The sequence below is a fragment of the Flavobacterium ginsengiterrae genome (genome assembly GCF_039539785.1).
GTDB classification, from domain to species: domain Bacteria; phylum Bacteroidota; class Bacteroidia; order Flavobacteriales; family Flavobacteriaceae; genus Flavobacterium; species Flavobacterium ginsengiterrae.
This window is the reverse complement of sequence record NZ_BAABDU010000003.1, coordinates 877172-894497: the sequence shown is the minus strand read 5'-3', so window position 1 is coordinate 894497 and position 17326 is coordinate 877172. Positions and strand designations below refer to the sequence as shown.

Below are 17326 nucleotides of genomic sequence, written 5' to 3'. Positions count from 1 at the left end.
GAGATGCACAAAACTTTTATCCTTTGCGAATCTTTGTGAATAAACTTTGTAAATCTCTGTGAAATTAAAACAACATAATATGAACTTACATCACTTATATGGTTTAATCTTTCTTTTGATAAATCTGACTCTTTCGGGGCAAAATCAGGAAGATAAAATCTATCATGCGATTGATGTATTCACCGCTCATCCTTCCGCGAAAGCGATACACGATTTATCGAATGCTGAGGCCGATTTCTGGAAAAGTCAAAAACCAAAAACGAAAGATGAATTTTTAGCCATTGTGGTTTTAAACTGCAATAAAGCGTATTATGAAAATTTGTTTGGACGGTCACAAAATGCGGTTTCGAGTTACGAAAAAGCGTGGCAGATTTATCAGAAACACAAACTGAGTGACTATGATATTGTTGAATTCTGCTTAAAACCTCTGGGGAATTTATATACTGTTTTGGGCGATTATGACAGTGCCGAAAATACCATAAAACAATACTTTTTTATTGTTAATACTTCTAAAAATTATCCTGATTCTACAAGGCAGAAATTTGCTGCGATTTTAAATTTATCGAATGTTTATCAAAATTCAGGCAAGATTTCACTAGCGATTGAAGTATTAGAAAATACTTTAAAAACCGACAAATTATCAGATGTTCAAAAAGGTATTTTATTGAACAATCTGGGCAATAATTACTGGCTGGGATCTCAGCCTTTCTTAATGCTTAAAAATGCTCCCCATAATGCAGAAAAAGCTTTTAAAGCTTCGATAAAATATCTGGAGAAAGAGAAAAATCAATTCGAAACTTTGTCTAATTCTTATCGCAATCTGGCTTCAATGCACAGACAATGGCAGCAATTTGATACAGCCAATTTGTATATGCAAAAGGCTGAAGAATTGTTTGTAAAATCAATGAATAAACAGCCTAGAAAAATTGCGAAATTGTATTATGAAAAAGCACTTCTACTTTTTGATGAAAGAAAATATGATGAAAGCACAAAACAGATTTCTTCGGTTTTTAAAACACTGATTCCAAATTATAATTCAAAAATTATTCTGCCGGACGAAAATCAATTGTATGCCGAAACGGTTCTGGTTGATGCTCTCGATTTACAGGCTGAAATTTTAAAAATAAACGATCCTAAAAAAGCACTTAAAGCTTTTGAACTTTCTTTTTACATTGAAGATGTTTTGATGAATGCTCTGGTTTATGAAAATTCTAAAATCCTGATGCAGTTACGATCACGAAACCGTACAGAAAAATGCATTTCGATTTACGATCAATTATTTAAAAAAGAAGGCCGGACTCAGTACATTGAAGAAGCTTTTCAACTCTCTGAAAAAACAAAATCTGGTATTTTAAAAAGCTACAGATCGAATATTAAAAATGCTTCGGCAGGAGAAAAACAGCTTTTACAAGAACTGCAGAATTTAAATAACAGTATTTTAAAAGAACAGCAAAAAGGTGATTCGGCCAATATTTCAAAGATCAATCAGTTTATTAAAAAACAGCATGAACTGCTTATTTCACTGAAAAAAATACAATCTCAAAATCCTGATTTTCTTCCTGAAAAATGCGATATAAAAGCTTTGTTTTCTCAATTAGAAAATGACAAAGCAATGATGGTATATTATTTTATGGGATCTGAAAAGCTGTATTTTTTTGTTTTACAGGATAATAAAATTGTTTTAAACAAAATTAATATTACGCATCTTGGTATTCCTAGAATTGCTCAGTTTATTGATTATTTTAATAGTCCAGATGCTATTACAAATGATATTTCGGGCTATAATCATTATGGAAAAGATGTTTATGATTTGCTGAAATTTCCAAATAATTCGACTTATCAAAATCTTATAATTGTTCCTGACGGAATTTTAAATTTTATTCCTTTTGAGGCTTTAATTACAAAAGAATCCAAGACAACAAATTTTGCCAAAATGCATTATTTGCTGAACGATTTTAAAATTGCGTATAATACTTCAGCTAGTATTTACCTAAACTCAAAACCAATTTCTAAATCTGAAAAAAATGTTTTGGGTGTTTTTCCGGTTTTCGAAAAAACAGCTTTTGAATTGAGTTATTCCAAAAAAGAACTGGAATCTATTCGAAGAAATTTTAAAGGGAAATATTTAGAAAATGCCAAAGCGGGATTTTCAGATTTTAAAAATAATGCGTCTCAATATTCTATTCTTCATTTGAGTACACACGCTTCGTCTGGCGATATTGAAACTCCGGCAAGCATTAAATTTTACGATCAGGAAGTTCTGTATTCTGAATTGTATAACCTGCATATTAATCCTGATTTGGTGGTTTTAAGTGCGTGCGAAACCGGAATTGGCAAATTATACAAAGCCGAAGGCGCTATGAGCATTGCCAGAGGTTTTCAGTTTGCGGGAGCGCAGAATTTATTGTTTTCGTTATGGAAGGTGAACGACTTTACAACTTCGGTTTTTATGTCGGATTTTTATAAAAACATTAAAAATGATGTTTTGTATTTTGAAGCTAATACAAATGCTAAACGCGAATATTTAAATGACAAATCAATTACAAATGCTAAGAAATCTCCATATTACTGGAGTTCGTTTGTGTATTATGGTTCTATTTCGTCAGAAAAAAAATCAGTAAATTATATCTATTACGGGATTAGCTTTTTGATTGTAATTGGCTTATTTTTGGGTTTCAATCATTACCGAAATGGAAAATCTTCACGAAATTCTCAAAAAAGAGAATTATAAAAAAATAAAATTCAAGGTTACTAAAACACAGCATCTTCAAATAAAAGCAAAAATTAACGGCGTTTCCGGAAGTTTTATTCTCGATACGGGTGCATCTAATACCTGCGTTGGTTTTGAAAGCATTGAACGTTTTGAACTAAATGCTAAAAAATCAAAAACAAAAGCTTCGGGTGCAGGCGGGACTGGAATGTTAACGCAGATTTCTTCTAAAAATACGTTACAGTTAGGAAGCTGGAAAAACAAAGATTTCAGCATTGTAATTTTTGATCTTTCTCATGTTAATGAAGCTCTGGAATCGTATAAAGCAAAACCGGTTGACGGCATTATTGGCGCTGATGTTTTACTGGAAGGAAAAGCAATTATTGATTATTTTAACCATTATTTGTATTTAAAGTAATAGAATCTAGTTTTTTAGATATATTTGTTAAGCCATTTTAACAAATTTATACCTATGAAAAAAACTCTACTTTGTTTTCTTTTTTTGTTATTTACCCATTTATTTTATGCTCAGGTCAGCGGTATTGAGCACTGCTATGGAGATACTTCATTTGATTTAACTTCTAAAAACTCTCTTTTGCTGGGAAATTTAAATCCTGCAGAAACTACAATTACTTTTCATTTAAGCGCTGATGATGCTAATAATAATGTAAATGCAATTGCAAATCCATTAAACTATTCCAGTTCTGCTTCTTCTAAAACTATTTATGCCAGAATAGATAACAATGGTACAATTACAACGAACTTTTTTGATATAAAAATATATGAACAGCTTGGGGTTACACCTCTTACAATGCCTGTTCGCTGTAAGGGAATGAACGATGGCCACATAACTGTTATAACATCAGGTGGTAAAGCTCCCTATGCATATCAAATAAATGGAAGTCCTTATACTGTTTATAACGGCGGCTTTAATCCTCTACAATTAGATAATCTACCTCCGGGAGCTTACAATATTCAAGCAAAGGATGCATTGGGATGTCTCAGCGCATTTTATACAGTACAAATAACAGAACCTAATGTTTTGAGTGCAAATATTACAGTTGAAAATCAAAATGTAATAATTGTTCATGCGACAGGAGGATCTGAGGATTATCAATATTCTTTGAATGGTTTAGATTTTCAAAACAGCCCTGTTTTTACAACCGTAAGTCCAGGCAATTACACCGTTAATGTGAGAGATACTTTTGGGTGTATATTTCAAATTCCAGTCGTTATTTATCCGCCGCTAACTTTAGCTGCCAATACAACAACAATTAATTGTAATAATTCAACGGGAACCATTACTGCAATAGCGGCTGGAGGTAAACCTTCTTATACTTATTCTATTAATGGAACTAATTTTTCTGCTTCAAATGTCTTTAATGGCTTAGCAGCAGGAACTTATACCGTAAAGGTTCGAGACGGCCAAAATGCAGAAGCTTCAGTTGTAATTGTAGTTCCTGTTGCTCCTCCAATTTCATATACTTATGAACTTCGAAATGTAACTTGTGTGGGAGCAAGCGATGGTTCTATAACAATTAAAGTATCTGGCGGGCAAGGCCAATATTTATATTCTCTTAACGGTGGAAATTTCCAGCTTAGTAATACTTTTAACGGTTTGAGTGCTGGTACATATCATGCAGTAATCAAGGATGAAAATAATTGTTTATCTGCTCCTTTTAACTTTACAATACAGGAGCCTAATCCAATTACATCTACTGTAGTTGTAAACAATCAAACTATAACTGTAAATGCAGCTGGCGGCACTGGAGATTATTTATATTCTTTGAATTTTTTAAATTTTCAGGACAGCAATATATTTCAGAATGTACCAAAAGGAACTCATGAAGTATACGTTAAAGATTCGAACGGCTGCATAGTTTCAAAATCAGGTATTAATGTAAATCCGCTTACTGTAGTGGCAACGGCAACAGCGATAAACTGCAACATGCCGGCAATGATTACTGTAACAGCAGAAGGCGGCAGTGGTTCTTACCAATATTCATTTAACAACGGTCAGACATTTACAAATTTGAATGTTTATAATACTGCAAATCCAGGGATGTATAACATTATAGTTAAAGATTCTCAAAATAATACAGCCAATGCTTATGTAGAAGTGCATCAGACGCCAGCTCTGGTAATTACAGCTGAGAAGCAAAACATAAGATGTAAAGGAGATTATACCGGAGTTATTAAAGTGAATGCAACCGGAGGCCAGCTCCCTTATAAATATTCTATTAATGGCAGCGTATTTTCAGTACCAGATACTTTTAATAACCTGAGTGCCGGTACATATAATATAATAGCCAAAGATGCTTTTGGTTGTGACGTAATGATAACAGTAATGATAACAGAACCTGCAATGCCTCTTATGGCAAATGTTATAGTTCAGGATCAAACTATAAAAATTGAAACTCAAGGAGGAACAGGAAAAATCGTGTATGCTATTTCTCCAAATTTGGCCGAATTTTCAACTAATAATGTATTTTCAAATTTATCACCGGGAGATTATCAGGTAATTGCGCAGGATGAAAATGGTTGTTTGGTGATGCTTTATGTTACTGTTGATGTTCCAGCTCCATTATTTGAAGGTAAAGAAGAAGTTGTTTTAGAATTTAAATCAGGACAAACATTAGGCGATTTAGTTTTGAATATTCCTAATGTTAAATGGTACAGTTCTCCAGGTTCTGTATCTGGCAAAACACGTAAAAGTGCAGAAACTACTTTGCCATTGTCTACGGTTTTAGTTGATGGTGTTACGTATTATGCTTCGCAGACTATAAACGGAGTTGAAAGCAAAGAACGTTTAGCTGTAACTGCAAAATTAAACGGCTCTCTTTCTACAGACGATTTTGTACTGCCAAATTTCAGATATTTTCCAAATCCTGTACAACATACTTTAAGCCTTAGTAATGCATCAAAAATTGATGAAGTTGAGGTAATTTCGGTTTCAGGAAAATCAATTTTTGCTAAACAAATTAACAATACACACTCTGAAATTGATTTATCAAATATTTCTTCGGGACTTTATTTCTTAAAGGTTAAAGCAGAAGGAAAAATCAAAACAGTTAAAATTGTAAAGAAATAAAGAATAGAATCTCAATAACGAAATCCCAAATTCTCAACTAGGATAAATTTCTTTGAGATAGAACTAATCTCAAATAAAAAATCCCAAACTCCTTTCGGAATTTGGGATTTTTTCGTCTAAAATTAAATCAATTAATGGGTATGTTTAGGATTAAAACCGTCTTCGCTTAATTCTGTATGCTCATAATCAGCAACCATTTCAGCTTCGTAATCGATTTTTTCTCCTTTAGAGAATTTACGCATGATTTTCTCCATAATATCATAAATAACCGGCACCACGATCAAAGTAAGGAATAATGAAGAGATCAAACCTCCAATAATTACCCATGCCAATCCGTTTTTCCACTCAGCTCCTGCTCCAGATGCTAATGCAATTGGGAACATACCAAATACCATCGCAATTGTTGTCATCAAGATCGGACGTAAACGCGCGTGGTTTGCCTGAATTAATGCTTTTCTAATCGATTCTCCAGCCGCTCTTCGCTGATTGGTATAATCGACAAGCATGATCGCATTCTTACACACCAGACCAATCAACATGATGACCCCTAAAATGGTAAAGATATTTAATGTGTTGTTTGTTAATGCCAGTGCAAATAAAACCCCGATAAACGAAAGCGGAATGGCAAACAATACCACAAACGGGTGAACAAAACTATCATAAAGACCAACCATTACAAGGTAAACCAAAATAATAGCCGCTAATAATGCAATTCCTAAAGTACCAAAACCTTCTGATTGGTTCTCTTGGTCACCACCCCAGATGTAATTAACTCCGGTAGGTTTTTGCAATTTGTCTAGTTTTTCCTGCCATTGCGTAACGATTGTTCCCGCCGGCACCCCAACGTTCTGACCTTGTACGGTTACAGAAGCTGTTTTATCTCTACGCTCTAATTTACTTGGTCCTGAACCTTCAGAAATTGTTGCGAATTGGTTTAATTTAATCTGTTGTCCAGCGTTGTTGATGAAAATCAAATTACTAACATCGGTAATGTTTTTTCTATCAAATTCGTTGTATTTGATGTTGATGTCGTATTCGTATTCACCAGCTCTAAATTTACCGTCTGTATTACCACTATAAGCTGTTTGCATGGTTAAACCAACAGTTTGAAGTGTTAATCCTAAAGCAGCCATTTTATCTCTGTCTACCTGAACGTTGATCTCTGGGTTTCCGTCTTCAACTGTTAATTTAATCTCAGTTGTTCCAGGAATTGTACGTAATTCAGCTTCTGCCATTTTAGCAAATTTCATAGCGCTTTCTACATTTGGACCTGTTACAATCAAACCTAAAGTCGCATCTTCTGCTGTACCTAAGATACCTACAGGAACTGTTTTAACTTTTGCTCCAACTAATATTTTTTCAAGTTTACGTTTTGTTTTAGCTGCGTAAACGTTAGCATCGTCTGTACGATCTTTTTGTTCGATCATTTTAACGTCGATCTCTGCTTTGTAAGCTGTTGCCTGCGCCGCTCCTAAACCTTCACTTGTTTGTCCTACCGTTGTAATCTGACTGAAAACATATTTCTCTCCTTTTAAGAAAGCTTCTGCTTTTTGCGTCATAAAGTTAGTCTGCTCTAATGAAGCATCTTTTGGCATTTCGATTTGTACTAAGAACTCACCACTATCAGATGATGCAAAGAATTCTCCTCCAATATATCCACCTCCCATTAACCAGAAGATTGTACCAAAGAACATTACTAATACAACTCCGATAGTTTTAATGTAGTGATCTAAACACCAGTTCAATAAATTAGAAATCCAATCTGTAAAACGAGTTAAATAGCTTTCAAATCCAAGGATAACTCTTCCGAAAAGATTTTTTCCTTCAATATGCTCCAATTTTCCAAAACGTGAAGACAACCACGGAATAATTGTAAATGAAGCTAATAATGAGAACATGGTAGAAATAATTACCGTAACACAGAATTGTGTAATAATATTAGATACCAAACCTGTACTCATTGCAATTGGTAAGAACACCACCACAATTACTAATGTAATGGAAGTTACTGTACCACCAATTTCTGCAGTACCATCGTACGATGCACGAATTCGGCTTTTACCCATCTCCATGTGTCGGTAAATATTCTCCAATACCACAATCGCGTCATCCACAAGAATACCAACAACAAGAGATAAACCAAGTAAAGACATCAAGTTAAGCGTATAACCTAATAAATAGATACCAATAAATGTTGCAATTAAAGATGCAGGAATAGAAACCATTACGATCAACGAGTTTCTAATACTGTGCAAGAAGAACAACATTACGAATGCTACCAGAATAACCGCAATTAATAAATCGTGCACAACAGAATCTGCCGCTTCAAGCGTAAAGACTGTACTGTCTTTCGCAACTTCTAATTTTAATTGAGATGCTTTGTAATCATTCTCTAATGTTTTAATTGTTTTAATCAACTGCTCACTTACCGCTACGGCATTGGCATCTGATTGTTTTACAATTTGAAGTACAATTGCACTTTTTTGATCTACACGCGCAATTTTCTCCGCGATTTTTTGAGTATCCTGAACATCAGCAATATCTCCTAAACGTACTTGAATTCCGTTTTGAGAAGACACTACTAAGTTTCTTAATTCTTCAACATTTTTATATTTACCCGCTAAACGGATTAAGATTTTTTGATTTCTAGTCTGAATGTTTCCTGTTGGGAAATCCAAGTTCGAAGTCAAAATAGTTTGTTGTACTTGCGGAACAGAAAGTCCGTAACCTTGCATTTTTACAGCATCAAGATTCACTTGAATCTCACGCTCCTGACCACCAATAATGTTTACCTGCGCCACACCTTGTACACGAGATAATACGGGTGCAATCTTTTTATCGATCAAATCGTAAAAAGCAGCTTCGTCCATTTTACCATTCGCACCAAGCGTCATAATTGGTAAATCACTCAAAGAGAATTTAGTCAAAGACGGCGGATCGGCATCATCTGGAAGATCACTTAAAATCGCATTAATTTTACGTTGTGCATCGTTCATCGAAATATCTACGTTAGCGGTAGAAAGCAATGTAATCGATACTACAGAAAGTGATTCGTAAGATTTCGAGTCAATTTTCTTGATATTTTCTAATGACGCAATCGCATCTTCAATCTTTTTTGTTACTGTATTTTCAACCTCACTTGGCGAAGCTCCAGGATATACAGTAGAAACCGTAATAACGTTGGTTTCAAATTTCGGGATCAGCTCATAACCTAACTGGCTGTAGCTGAACAATCCACCTAAAATTAGAATTGTAAACAATACAATTACTAACGACGGACGTTTAATGGATATTTCGGCTAATTTCATATATGCTGTTTATTGATTTTACAATCAATTATTTAATAATTTCTACTGTATTTCCGTCTTGTAAGTTGATTTGACCTGTTACAATCACAACTTCTCCATCATTTAAACCATTGATGATTTCAACTTTATCACCTAAAATTCTACCAGCTACAACTTTTTTCAATTTAGCTACATTGTTTTCAACTACGAAAATTTCGTTGCTGCTCACACTTCCTACAAAAGCGTTTCTTGGAACTACTTTTAAGTTTTGTTTTTGGTTGTTAGAACCAAAGTTTGCTGTTCCGTACATACCTGCTTTTAGGTCGTTATTAGCATTGTTTGTAATTTCGATTTCAACAGGAAAATTCAAAGACGCATCTGCTTTTGCAGCGATAAAAGTAATTTTTCCAGAAAATGTTTTATCAGGATAAACACTTGCAGTAATATTTACTTGGTTTCCTAATTTTAAACTTGCAACCTGGCTTTCGTTAACAGTAACTGTCAATTTTAATTTAGAAACATTTACGATATCAAATAAAGCAGTTGCAGGCATTCCAGCTAAAATAGAACCCGGTTCAATGTATTTTTTGTTGATGTAACCATTAATTGGAGCTTTTACTTTAGTATCACCAACATTAATGTTAGCTTGTTTTAAATTTGATTCAGCATTTGTTAAAGCTAATTTTGCCTGATCTAATTGTTGTTTTGTAACACCACCTGTTTTAAATGCATTTTCGTAACGGCTGTAATCTGATTTTGCATTTTGGTAAGCAGCCTGAGCTTGTTGTGCACTTACATTAATAACGTCTCCTCTCACTGTTAATAATGTCTGGCCTACTCTTACATAATCTCCTTCTTTAGCCAAAACACTAATTACTTTTCCAGATTTTTCAGCAGAGAAAGTTAATTCCTGAATTGGAGCAAAGTTTCCGTTTGCAGTAAAACCTAAGTTTACATCTTCTGTTTTTACTGTAGCAACTTTTACAGAAACTGCTGCATTTTTTTCTGCTACAATTGCAGTCTTACCTTCGTTTTCTGCCTTGTTTTTATTTAAAATGTAGTTAATCCCGACAAAAGCCACGATTATGATTACGATCGTTATAATTATTTTCTTCATTGTAATAAGTTTATTTAGTAAGAGATTTTAGTTCGCCTTTTGATTTAATTAGAGATATTTCGGCAATTTTATAATTTAAAACTGCTCTGGTATAGTTATTTTGAGCTTCAAGTGATGCATTTTCTGCGTCAAGCAAATCGGTTAAAGATGCCAATCCCTGAAGATAATTGTTTTTTGTATTGCTTAAGATTTCTGTTGCCAGACGCATATTTTCTTTTTGATTCTCGATAGTAACAAGGTTATTGTTTATTTGAGTAATTGCATTTCTGTAATCTAAATCAAGAGAAAGTTTTGTGTCTTTAATATCTTCCTGAAGCGATCTGATTTCAACATCGGCTTGTCTTACTTTAGCACGAGTTCCGAATCCTGTAAAAATCGGTATATGTAAGTTTAATCCAATTGCCGAGAAATCTGACCAGTAAACTCCTTTTTCTGGTTTTGCAAACCAAGGAAATTCAGGTCCCTGACCAATATAGTTATACCCCGCTGTTAATGAAAGTGTTGGATAATATCCTGCGATAACAGCTTTTTTGTTATATACTAAAAGCTCTTCTTGTTTTTTCAAAAGCAGATATTCCGTTCTGTTTTCAATATTTGGTTCCTGAGTAAGGGCAACTGGAGAAACTTCAAATTCTTCTTTAGGCAATACAATTTGAGATTCAATTGGCATTCCCATATAAAATTTTAAAGCATTTTCCTGTAAAGCAATCTGGTTTTTAATTTGCTGACGTTCTGTATCAATGTTTGACATTTTTACGATAATACGATCAAGATCAATTTTTTTAGCAAGACCATTATCAAATTGTCCTTGTACGATATCACGAACTTTTGTTGTATTTACATAGTTACTGTCTAATAAAACCAATCTTTCTTGTTGTACATAAACAGAATAATAGTTGTTTGCTACTCTTTCTATAACCTGTTCTTCTGTTAACTGGTCGTTGATTTGATAAAATTCGCGAGTTGATTTTGCTGCTTTTAATCCTGTAAAAACAGACTGATCAAATATGGCCTGTGTTAAAGAAACTCCTGCAGTTGAGGTCCATTTTTGACCAAAAGCAGCCTGAATTGCAGTTCCCGGCGCACCAAATGCAGCTCCGTCAATAACGGTAGTCTGAATTATTGGATTATACGTTAAATTTCCGTTAGCACTAATTTGAGGCAATGCTCTTGATCGTACTTCCTGAATTTTATATTCGCTGTTTTCAACCTGAAGTTTCGCTTTTTTAGCATCGGCTTTATTTTGAAGCGCATAGTTGACTGCGTCTTTCAGGGTTAAGGTTGTTTGTGCGTTGACCGACAGGCCAATTGTGCACAAAAATATAAGAAGGATTCTTTTCATAAGTAGTTAAATATTTATTTTTAAATTTTGAGATAGCTTCATCACTCTTCTTAAACTCCCACAGAAGAATGATGATTAATATTTGGATTGATGATTAATAAATAGTCCTTTTAAGTTGTTTTTCTAATTCCTGAACTCCTTTTTCTGTAGCCATTGCACGAGTATGATACTCTAAAGCTTCTAATTCGATTCTTTGTGCTTCACTTTCAGAAACCGTATTTTCATTTATATGAAAAATAAGCGTATAATAAAACTTAACATAAGTCTCTACATTTAAGTCACTTCTGTAAAGTCCTTCTTGAATTCCTTTTTCTATATTATCTCTAAAACATTGTGTACACTGGTCAATTTCATGAGACAAAATGTTTTGATAAATTTCCGGATAATGCTTTTTTAACTGATAAATTGGAGAAGTATCTGTGTTGTTCTTAAACATATCACGAAACATTTCTCTAATCTCAAAATTTTCATGAATCGCATTGTAATTTTTGGCTACAATACTGTCCATAATTTCATGAACCTGTCTATGAACCATTGAGGTGCTTTCTTCGATTAAAACCTCTTTGTTACAGAAGTATTTGTAAATCGTTTTTTTTGAAATACACATTTCTCCAGCAATATCGTCCATTGTAACACTCTTAAAACCAAGTCTTAAAAACAACTCACTTGCTTTTGATATAATTTTCTCTTTCATTTTAATTATCCCGATTGTATTACAAATATAGAAAGGAAACTAAAATCTAAAAAATAGTTTCCATACTATTTGTAATAATTTTACATTAAATTATTCATTATGTAAGATTTATATACTGAATTCTAAATTAGCAATCAGTTTAATGTCTTTTCCAAGAGCTAAACCTCCATTATGATGAAAAGAATTATAGTCCAGACCAAAATCCTGACGTTTAATATCTCCCTTAATTTCAAAAGCAACTTTTTTCTCTCCATTGTAAGTATTAACGCCAATAAACTCAGCATCAAGCTCTACTACTTTAGTCACATCTTTTATCGTTAAATCGCCTTTAAAGAAATTGATATTATTATTTATCTTTTGAAATGAAGTTGATTTAAAACTTATAATTGGATGCTCATCTACATCAAAAAAGTCCTGAAGCTGCAAATTGGTATCAATTTGCTGAAAGCTTTCATTCTTATTATTAATATCCAGTGAAAACTCAACCGAGGCATCTTCAATTTCATTATCTTCAATATTCACATAACCGCCAAATTTGTTTGTTGTTCCTCCCAAATAAGCAATTATCGAATGTCTCATTTTTATTAAAACATCTGATTGAGTAGAATCTAGGGTCCATGTTGTTTTCATAAATAACTGTTTTAGTGGAGTTTAAAATTCTAAAAAACTCTTACGGAAACTTTTTTAGTGTTCTTAGTTTCCGAATAACGGTGCAAATATAGACAGGAAACTATAAATACCAAAAAAGTTTCCAAGTTTTTTAGAAAATATTTTAACATTTTAATTCTGAGTCAGTTTTATGCCCAATTTGAAATGTTTCTTGAGCAATTAAAATTTTGAATCTAATAATTCATAATTGAATTGTATCTTTGAGGCTCGCAAATCAGAATTTCATTATGCACGATATTAGCCAGTACCAGGATTTTTTTATTGATTATTTAAAAAATCAAAACATACACAAGGAACCCAAAAATCTTTACGAACCTATTGAATATATTTTAGGACTTGGCGGAAAACGTATGCGTCCGGTACTTACTTTAATGGCTGCAGAAGTTTTTGACACCAATTATAAAGTGGCTCTTCCGGCGGCAATGGCTGTAGAGGTTTTTCATAACTTCTCTCTGGTTCATGATGATATTATGGATGACGCACCTTTGCGAAGAGGTCAGGTTACGGTCCATGAAAAATGGAATTTAAATACCGGAATTCTTTCCGGAGATGCCATGCTTATCTTAGCTTATCAATATTTTGAACAATATGAGCCTGAGGTTTTCAGGAATTTAGCGAAGCTATTCAGTAAAACTGCTCTTGAGGTTTGTGAAGGACAACAGTGGGATGTTGATTTTGAACAAAGAAACAACGTAACTATTCCTGAATATTTAAAAATGATCGAATATAAAACAGCCGTTTTGGTTGCCGCTGCCATGAAAATGGGTGCAATTGTGGCTAAAACTTCTGAAAAAGAAAGCGATTTAATTTATGATTTTGGATTAAATTTAGGACTTGCTTTTCAGCTTCAGGATGATTATTTAGATGCTTTTGGAGATCCGGAAACTTTTGGAAAACAAGTTGGCGGCGATATTATCGAAAACAAAAAAACATATTTATACTTAAAAGCTTTAGAATTTTCTGCTTCTGAAAAAGCTTCAGAATTACAAAAATTATTCAGCTTACAATTAGAGGATAATTCAGAAAAAATAGAAACTGCAAAAGCAATTTTTAATGAATCAGGAGCTTCTAAAGCAACTCAGGAAGCTATTGAAATGTACACTTTTAAAGCTTTTGAAACTTTAGATAAAATGGATATCAGCACTGAAAAGAAAGATATTCTTAGAACTTTCGGCGAGAATTTAATGGGAAGAAAGGTTTAAGTTTTTTGCCACAGATTAAAAAGATTTTAAGGATTAAATCTGTGAAAATCCTTTTAATCTGTGGTATATTATATATTAGTAAACCCGACAGGTTTTAAAAACTGTCGGGTTTATTATTTTTAGAACTTTAGAATAAATCATCAGGATCAACTAAATCAGATAATTTTTGTTTTAAATCCTCTTTTAAGATTGTTAAACCAAACTGATACGAAGCGTTCATCCATCCAAAACCTTCTTCGGTTATGTAATTAAATTCGGTTCCTACGTTTCCGTATTCTGCGAAAATTTTATGTGAACTTATCGATAAATCAAACTTTTCCGGAATGGTTCCGTTATAATCGACCGCGTTTCTGGTTATAAGCCAAAGCCAGCGATAGACCATTTCCTGCGCTTCATCATTAAAATTATAATTTAATAAACCTTCCCACAAAAGCATTTGATGCGGTGCCCAGCCAAAAGGATAATCCCATTGTCGTATAGGTGCATTTTCATCAACACCTGAAATTGATTCTTTGGTACATCCGGCAATTCCGCCTTTCATTTTAAATTTTGGAAGTGTCTTTTTTATCAAAATTTCCGCTTGTTCCTGCGTACTTATTTTTGCCCAAAGCGGATAAAAAGTTGTCGCTGCTTCAAAAACATGTTGTTTCTCATTCACAAAATTATAATCGTAATAAATTCCATTTACAGAATTCCATAACAATTTGTTTATTTTTTCTTTTCTGGCAGAAGCTTTTAACAGCCAATAATCGCTTGTAAAAGATTTATCTTCAAAAAACTGAAATTCATTTTTAAAGTATTTCTTAATCAAAAAAGCAATATCGGTTTCATATTTATAAAGTAAACTGTTAATAGCGACCGTATTTAAATTGGCGCAAACTCCAACTAATCTGTTGGTTGTATCGTGGCCGCTTTCGCGCATGCTTCGATCGTGAATAAAATATTTGTCGAGTTCTTCATCAACCACTTCTCTTTCCAGATATTTCTTTTCGAATTCGCGTGTCGACAAATTGTATTTGGGAGCATATTGTTCCAGAATATCGTCAAAATGTCCTTCTTCAACTTCAAACGGAAGTCCGATTCCTTCTGCTTTATAACGATTTAAACCGTTTGCCGTAAGTCGTTTTCCTTCTTCCATCCAAACCGTCAGATATTCTTTTATAGCGGTTTTTAAATGTCTTTCAATCCAAAAAATATCAGGATTTGACTTTTCTAAAACATCCATAATCAGCGATGTGTATAACGGCGGCTGTGTGCGGGTTAAATAATAACTTCGGTTGGCGTTTAGAATTTTTCCGTAATGATCGATCTGATATTTAAAATTTTCGGCAATGCCCAGAGCAAGTTCAATTTTGTCATCGATCAAAAGTCCTTTAGCAATAAAATAACTGTCCCAGCCGTACATTTCATTAAATCTTCCGCCAGGAACCACAAACGGAACGCCAGAGATTTCATTGTTTTTAATTTGAAGTGCCAAAGCCAGAATACCGGGTTTTTTATTCAGCGATAAAACATATTTCGGAGAAATATTTTTAGGCAATTGCACCACTTTTAATTTGGGTGTTACGGCTTCTAATTTTTTGAAATAATCAAAAACAATTTCGTCTCCAAATGGTACATATAAATAAGCAAATTCGTTTTCGATTTTATCGTCTTCGAGAATTTTCTTTACACCGGCAGCGTCAATCGTTCGCGTAAGACCTTTCCAATACAAATCTTTAATTTTTCTTGAAATTCTTTTTACAGGATCTTCCGTGATTTCATTTAAGTCTATTACAGCAAATTCGGTATTATTTTTCTTCGCCAAAGCCAGTTCCTGCAATAGGTTTGAAAGCTGATATGTTCCTTCAATTATGGCAGTATTTCCGTTTTCATCATTCAATAAAAACTTTTTAGGACCGTTGTCATCAATTGTGATTTTTTTATCGCCGTCAGTATCTTCCTGAAGCAGTAATTTTTCGATGGTTTGGGTTATATGGAGTTTAAATTTCATCTTTTGCAGTAATTTTTTTTAGGATAAAAAAGGAAATCAATAATAATGTCATTGGAATTAAAGTAAAATAAAAAGCCTTTTCCGGTCCTTCATTTTTAAACAGCCAGCCTGTTATTCTGGAACCTAATGTGCCTCCAAGAGCAGAAAAAATAACAATTAATCCGGTCATGGAACTTTGCAGGTTTTTAGGCAGAGCACTCAATACAATGGAGTTTAATAACGGATAAATTGGCGCAATAAAAAGTCCTATTAAAGGAAATGCAAACCCAATTAACGGAATATCTGAAAGGGTTTCGATGTTTTTTACTTCTAATCCAACGGTTTTTGGAAGTACAAATGTGACCAAAAGCATGGCCGAAATGATGCAGAAACTTAATACCCAAATCCAGTTTATTTTTTTGGTTACAATGCCGGCAATTAATCTTCCAACAGCTAATGAAACTGCCAGAATACTTGCCATCATAATACTGATATTTTCAGGCAGATGAAGCACTTTTGTGTTAAATGTAGGAAGCCACGAAAGTATTCCCTGCTCGATCATTACGAATAAAAACACGCTGATAACAAAAATAATGGTGAGCAGTTTTGCCATTAATTTGAACATCTGCAAAAAGTCATCTTTGAGATTTACTCCGGCCGAAATTTCTGTTTCTTCAAATTTTACAAAGAACAAAAACAGAAAGGATAAAAACGATAATCCTGCCAATAACCAATATACATTGAGCCATGAATTTGGATCGTTTTCGTTATTAAAAGCTGGAAAGAGAAAATAAGCCAATGCAATTCCTACCATAAAAAAACCTTCAATACTGCTCATTAAGGCGTTGTGTTCTTTTTTGGTTTCGGTAACGGTTCCTATTAACGAATAAACGGAAACTTTTATTAAAGCAAATGAAACTCCGACGGTGGCAAAAAGGATTTTAGCATTGTCGAATGAGTTTCCAAAATACATAGAAATACAGGCTAAAGTAACCAAAGCTAATCCTGTAAGCATTGCTTTTTTATAGCCTATTCGGGGCAAAAAAGAGGCTATAAAAAAGGATACTATGGCAATAGGCATATCTTTAAAAGCCTCTAAAATACTCGCCTGAACTTCATCGACTCCATAATTTTTCTGCGATTTTAAAATCACAATTCCTACGCTGTTTAATAAAATGGCGAAGACAAAATAATTGAGATAAAGAGAGATTTTAATTCCTATGTTTTTCATTTTTTTCTATG

Annotated in this window: 11 protein-coding genes; 4 read left to right on the top strand and 7 right to left on the bottom strand. The window is 33.5% G+C overall.

From position 1 onward, the window contains the following. The first annotated feature begins 79 nt into the window (after positions 1 to 79). The 3 genes from ABD859_RS06735 to ABD859_RS06725 are packed head-to-tail and all read left to right on the top strand — an operon-like array spanning position 80 to position 5801. Positions 80 to 2731 (top strand): CHAT domain-containing protein, encoded by a 2652-nt coding sequence (locus tag ABD859_RS06735; RefSeq protein ID WP_345141973.1) that lies wholly within the window; start codon positions 80 to 82, stop codon positions 2729 to 2731. Continuing rightward, positions 2691 to 3128, top strand: a complete 438-nt coding sequence (locus ABD859_RS06730) for a retropepsin-like aspartic protease (RefSeq protein ID WP_345141969.1) — start codon at positions 2691 to 2693, stop codon at positions 3126 to 3128. The genes ABD859_RS06735 and ABD859_RS06730 overlap by 41 nt, the downstream gene beginning before the upstream one ends. A gap of 54 nt (positions 3129 to 3182) precedes the next feature. Further along, the gene (locus ABD859_RS06725; RefSeq protein WP_345141966.1) at positions 3183 to 5801 is read left to right on the top strand and encodes a T9SS type A sorting domain-containing protein; all 2619 of its coding nucleotides are present in this window, start codon (positions 3183 to 3185) and stop codon (positions 5799 to 5801) included. Between the two features lie 131 nt (positions 5802 to 5932). Here the strand turns inward: ABD859_RS06725 and ABD859_RS06720 are convergent, their stop codons facing one another. The 5 genes from ABD859_RS06720 to ABD859_RS06700 form a co-directional block, all read right to left on the bottom strand. Then, entirely contained in the window at positions 5933 to 9109 is a 3177-nt protein-coding gene (locus ABD859_RS06720) for an efflux RND transporter permease subunit (protein ID WP_345141963.1), read from the bottom strand. 28 nt (positions 9110 to 9137) lie between these two features. Further along, the gene (locus ABD859_RS06715; RefSeq protein WP_345141960.1) at positions 9138 to 10205 is read right to left on the bottom strand and encodes an efflux RND transporter periplasmic adaptor subunit; all 1068 of its coding nucleotides are present in this window, start codon (positions 10203 to 10205) and stop codon (positions 9138 to 9140) included. A 10-nt stretch (positions 10206 to 10215) separates the two neighbouring features. Then, positions 10216 to 11547, bottom strand: coding sequence for a TolC family protein (locus ABD859_RS06710; protein ID WP_345141957.1), 1332 nt, complete (start codon positions 11545 to 11547; stop codon positions 10216 to 10218). Positions 11548 to 11641: 94 nt separating this feature from the next. Further along, positions 11642 to 12241: a TetR/AcrR family transcriptional regulator gene (locus ABD859_RS06705; RefSeq protein ID WP_345141954.1), complete on the bottom strand. Its 600-nt coding sequence runs from the start codon at positions 12239 to 12241 to the stop codon at positions 11642 to 11644. A 108-nt stretch (positions 12242 to 12349) separates the two neighbouring features. Beyond that, positions 12350 to 12871, bottom strand: a complete 522-nt coding sequence (locus tag ABD859_RS06700; RefSeq protein WP_345141951.1) for a YceI family protein — start codon at positions 12869 to 12871, stop codon at positions 12350 to 12352. Between the two features lie 266 nt (positions 12872 to 13137). Here ABD859_RS06700 and ABD859_RS06695 point away from each other — a divergent pair, with 266 nt between their 5' ends. Beyond that, complete coding sequence (locus ABD859_RS06695) at positions 13138 to 14112, top strand: polyprenyl synthetase family protein (protein ID WP_345141948.1); 975 nt, start codon at positions 13138 to 13140, stop codon at positions 14110 to 14112. A 127-nt stretch (positions 14113 to 14239) separates the two neighbouring features. Here the strand turns inward: ABD859_RS06695 and ABD859_RS06690 are convergent, their stop codons facing one another. Next, a complete protein-coding gene (locus tag ABD859_RS06690) occupies positions 14240 to 16105 on the bottom strand; it encodes a trehalase family glycosidase (RefSeq protein ID WP_345141945.1) in 1866 nt (621 codons plus the stop codon). Beyond that, on the bottom strand, positions 16095 to 17315 hold the full coding sequence (locus ABD859_RS06685) for an MFS transporter (protein ID WP_345141942.1): 1221 nt from the start codon (positions 17313 to 17315) through the stop codon (positions 16095 to 16097). The genes ABD859_RS06690 and ABD859_RS06685 overlap by 11 nt, the downstream gene beginning before the upstream one ends. Positions 17316 to 17326 lie beyond the last annotated feature (11 nt).

Coding starts and splice junctions, on each gene's coding strand:
- ABD859_RS06730 (WP_345141969.1), top strand. CDS start 2,691: ATGGAAAATCTTCACGAAATTCTCAAAAAAGAGAATTATAAAAAAATA.
- ABD859_RS06720 (WP_345141963.1), bottom strand. CDS start 9,109: ATGAAATTAGCCGAAATATCCATTAAACGTCCGTCGTTAGTAATTGTA.
- ABD859_RS06695 (WP_345141948.1), top strand. CDS start 13,138: ATGCACGATATTAGCCAGTACCAGGATTTTTTTATTGATTATTTAAAA.
- ABD859_RS06710 (WP_345141957.1), bottom strand. CDS start 11,547: ATGAAAAGAATCCTTCTTATATTTTTGTGCACAATTGGCCTGTCGGTC.
- ABD859_RS06690 (WP_345141945.1), bottom strand. CDS start 16,105: ATGAAATTTAAACTCCATATAACCCAAACCATCGAAAAATTACTGCTT.
- ABD859_RS06685 (WP_345141942.1), bottom strand. CDS start 17,315: ATGAAAAACATAGGAATTAAAATCTCTCTTTATCTCAATTATTTTGTC.
- ABD859_RS06735 (WP_345141973.1), top strand. CDS start 80: ATGAACTTACATCACTTATATGGTTTAATCTTTCTTTTGATAAATCTG.
- ABD859_RS06715 (WP_345141960.1), bottom strand. CDS start 10,205: ATGAAGAAAATAATTATAACGATCGTAATCATAATCGTGGCTTTTGTC.
- ABD859_RS06725 (WP_345141966.1), top strand. CDS start 3,183: ATGAAAAAAACTCTACTTTGTTTTCTTTTTTTGTTATTTACCCATTTA.
- ABD859_RS06700 (WP_345141951.1), bottom strand. CDS start 12,871: ATGAAAACAACATGGACCCTAGATTCTACTCAATCAGATGTTTTAATA.
- ABD859_RS06705 (WP_345141954.1), bottom strand. CDS start 12,241: ATGAAAGAGAAAATTATATCAAAAGCAAGTGAGTTGTTTTTAAGACTT.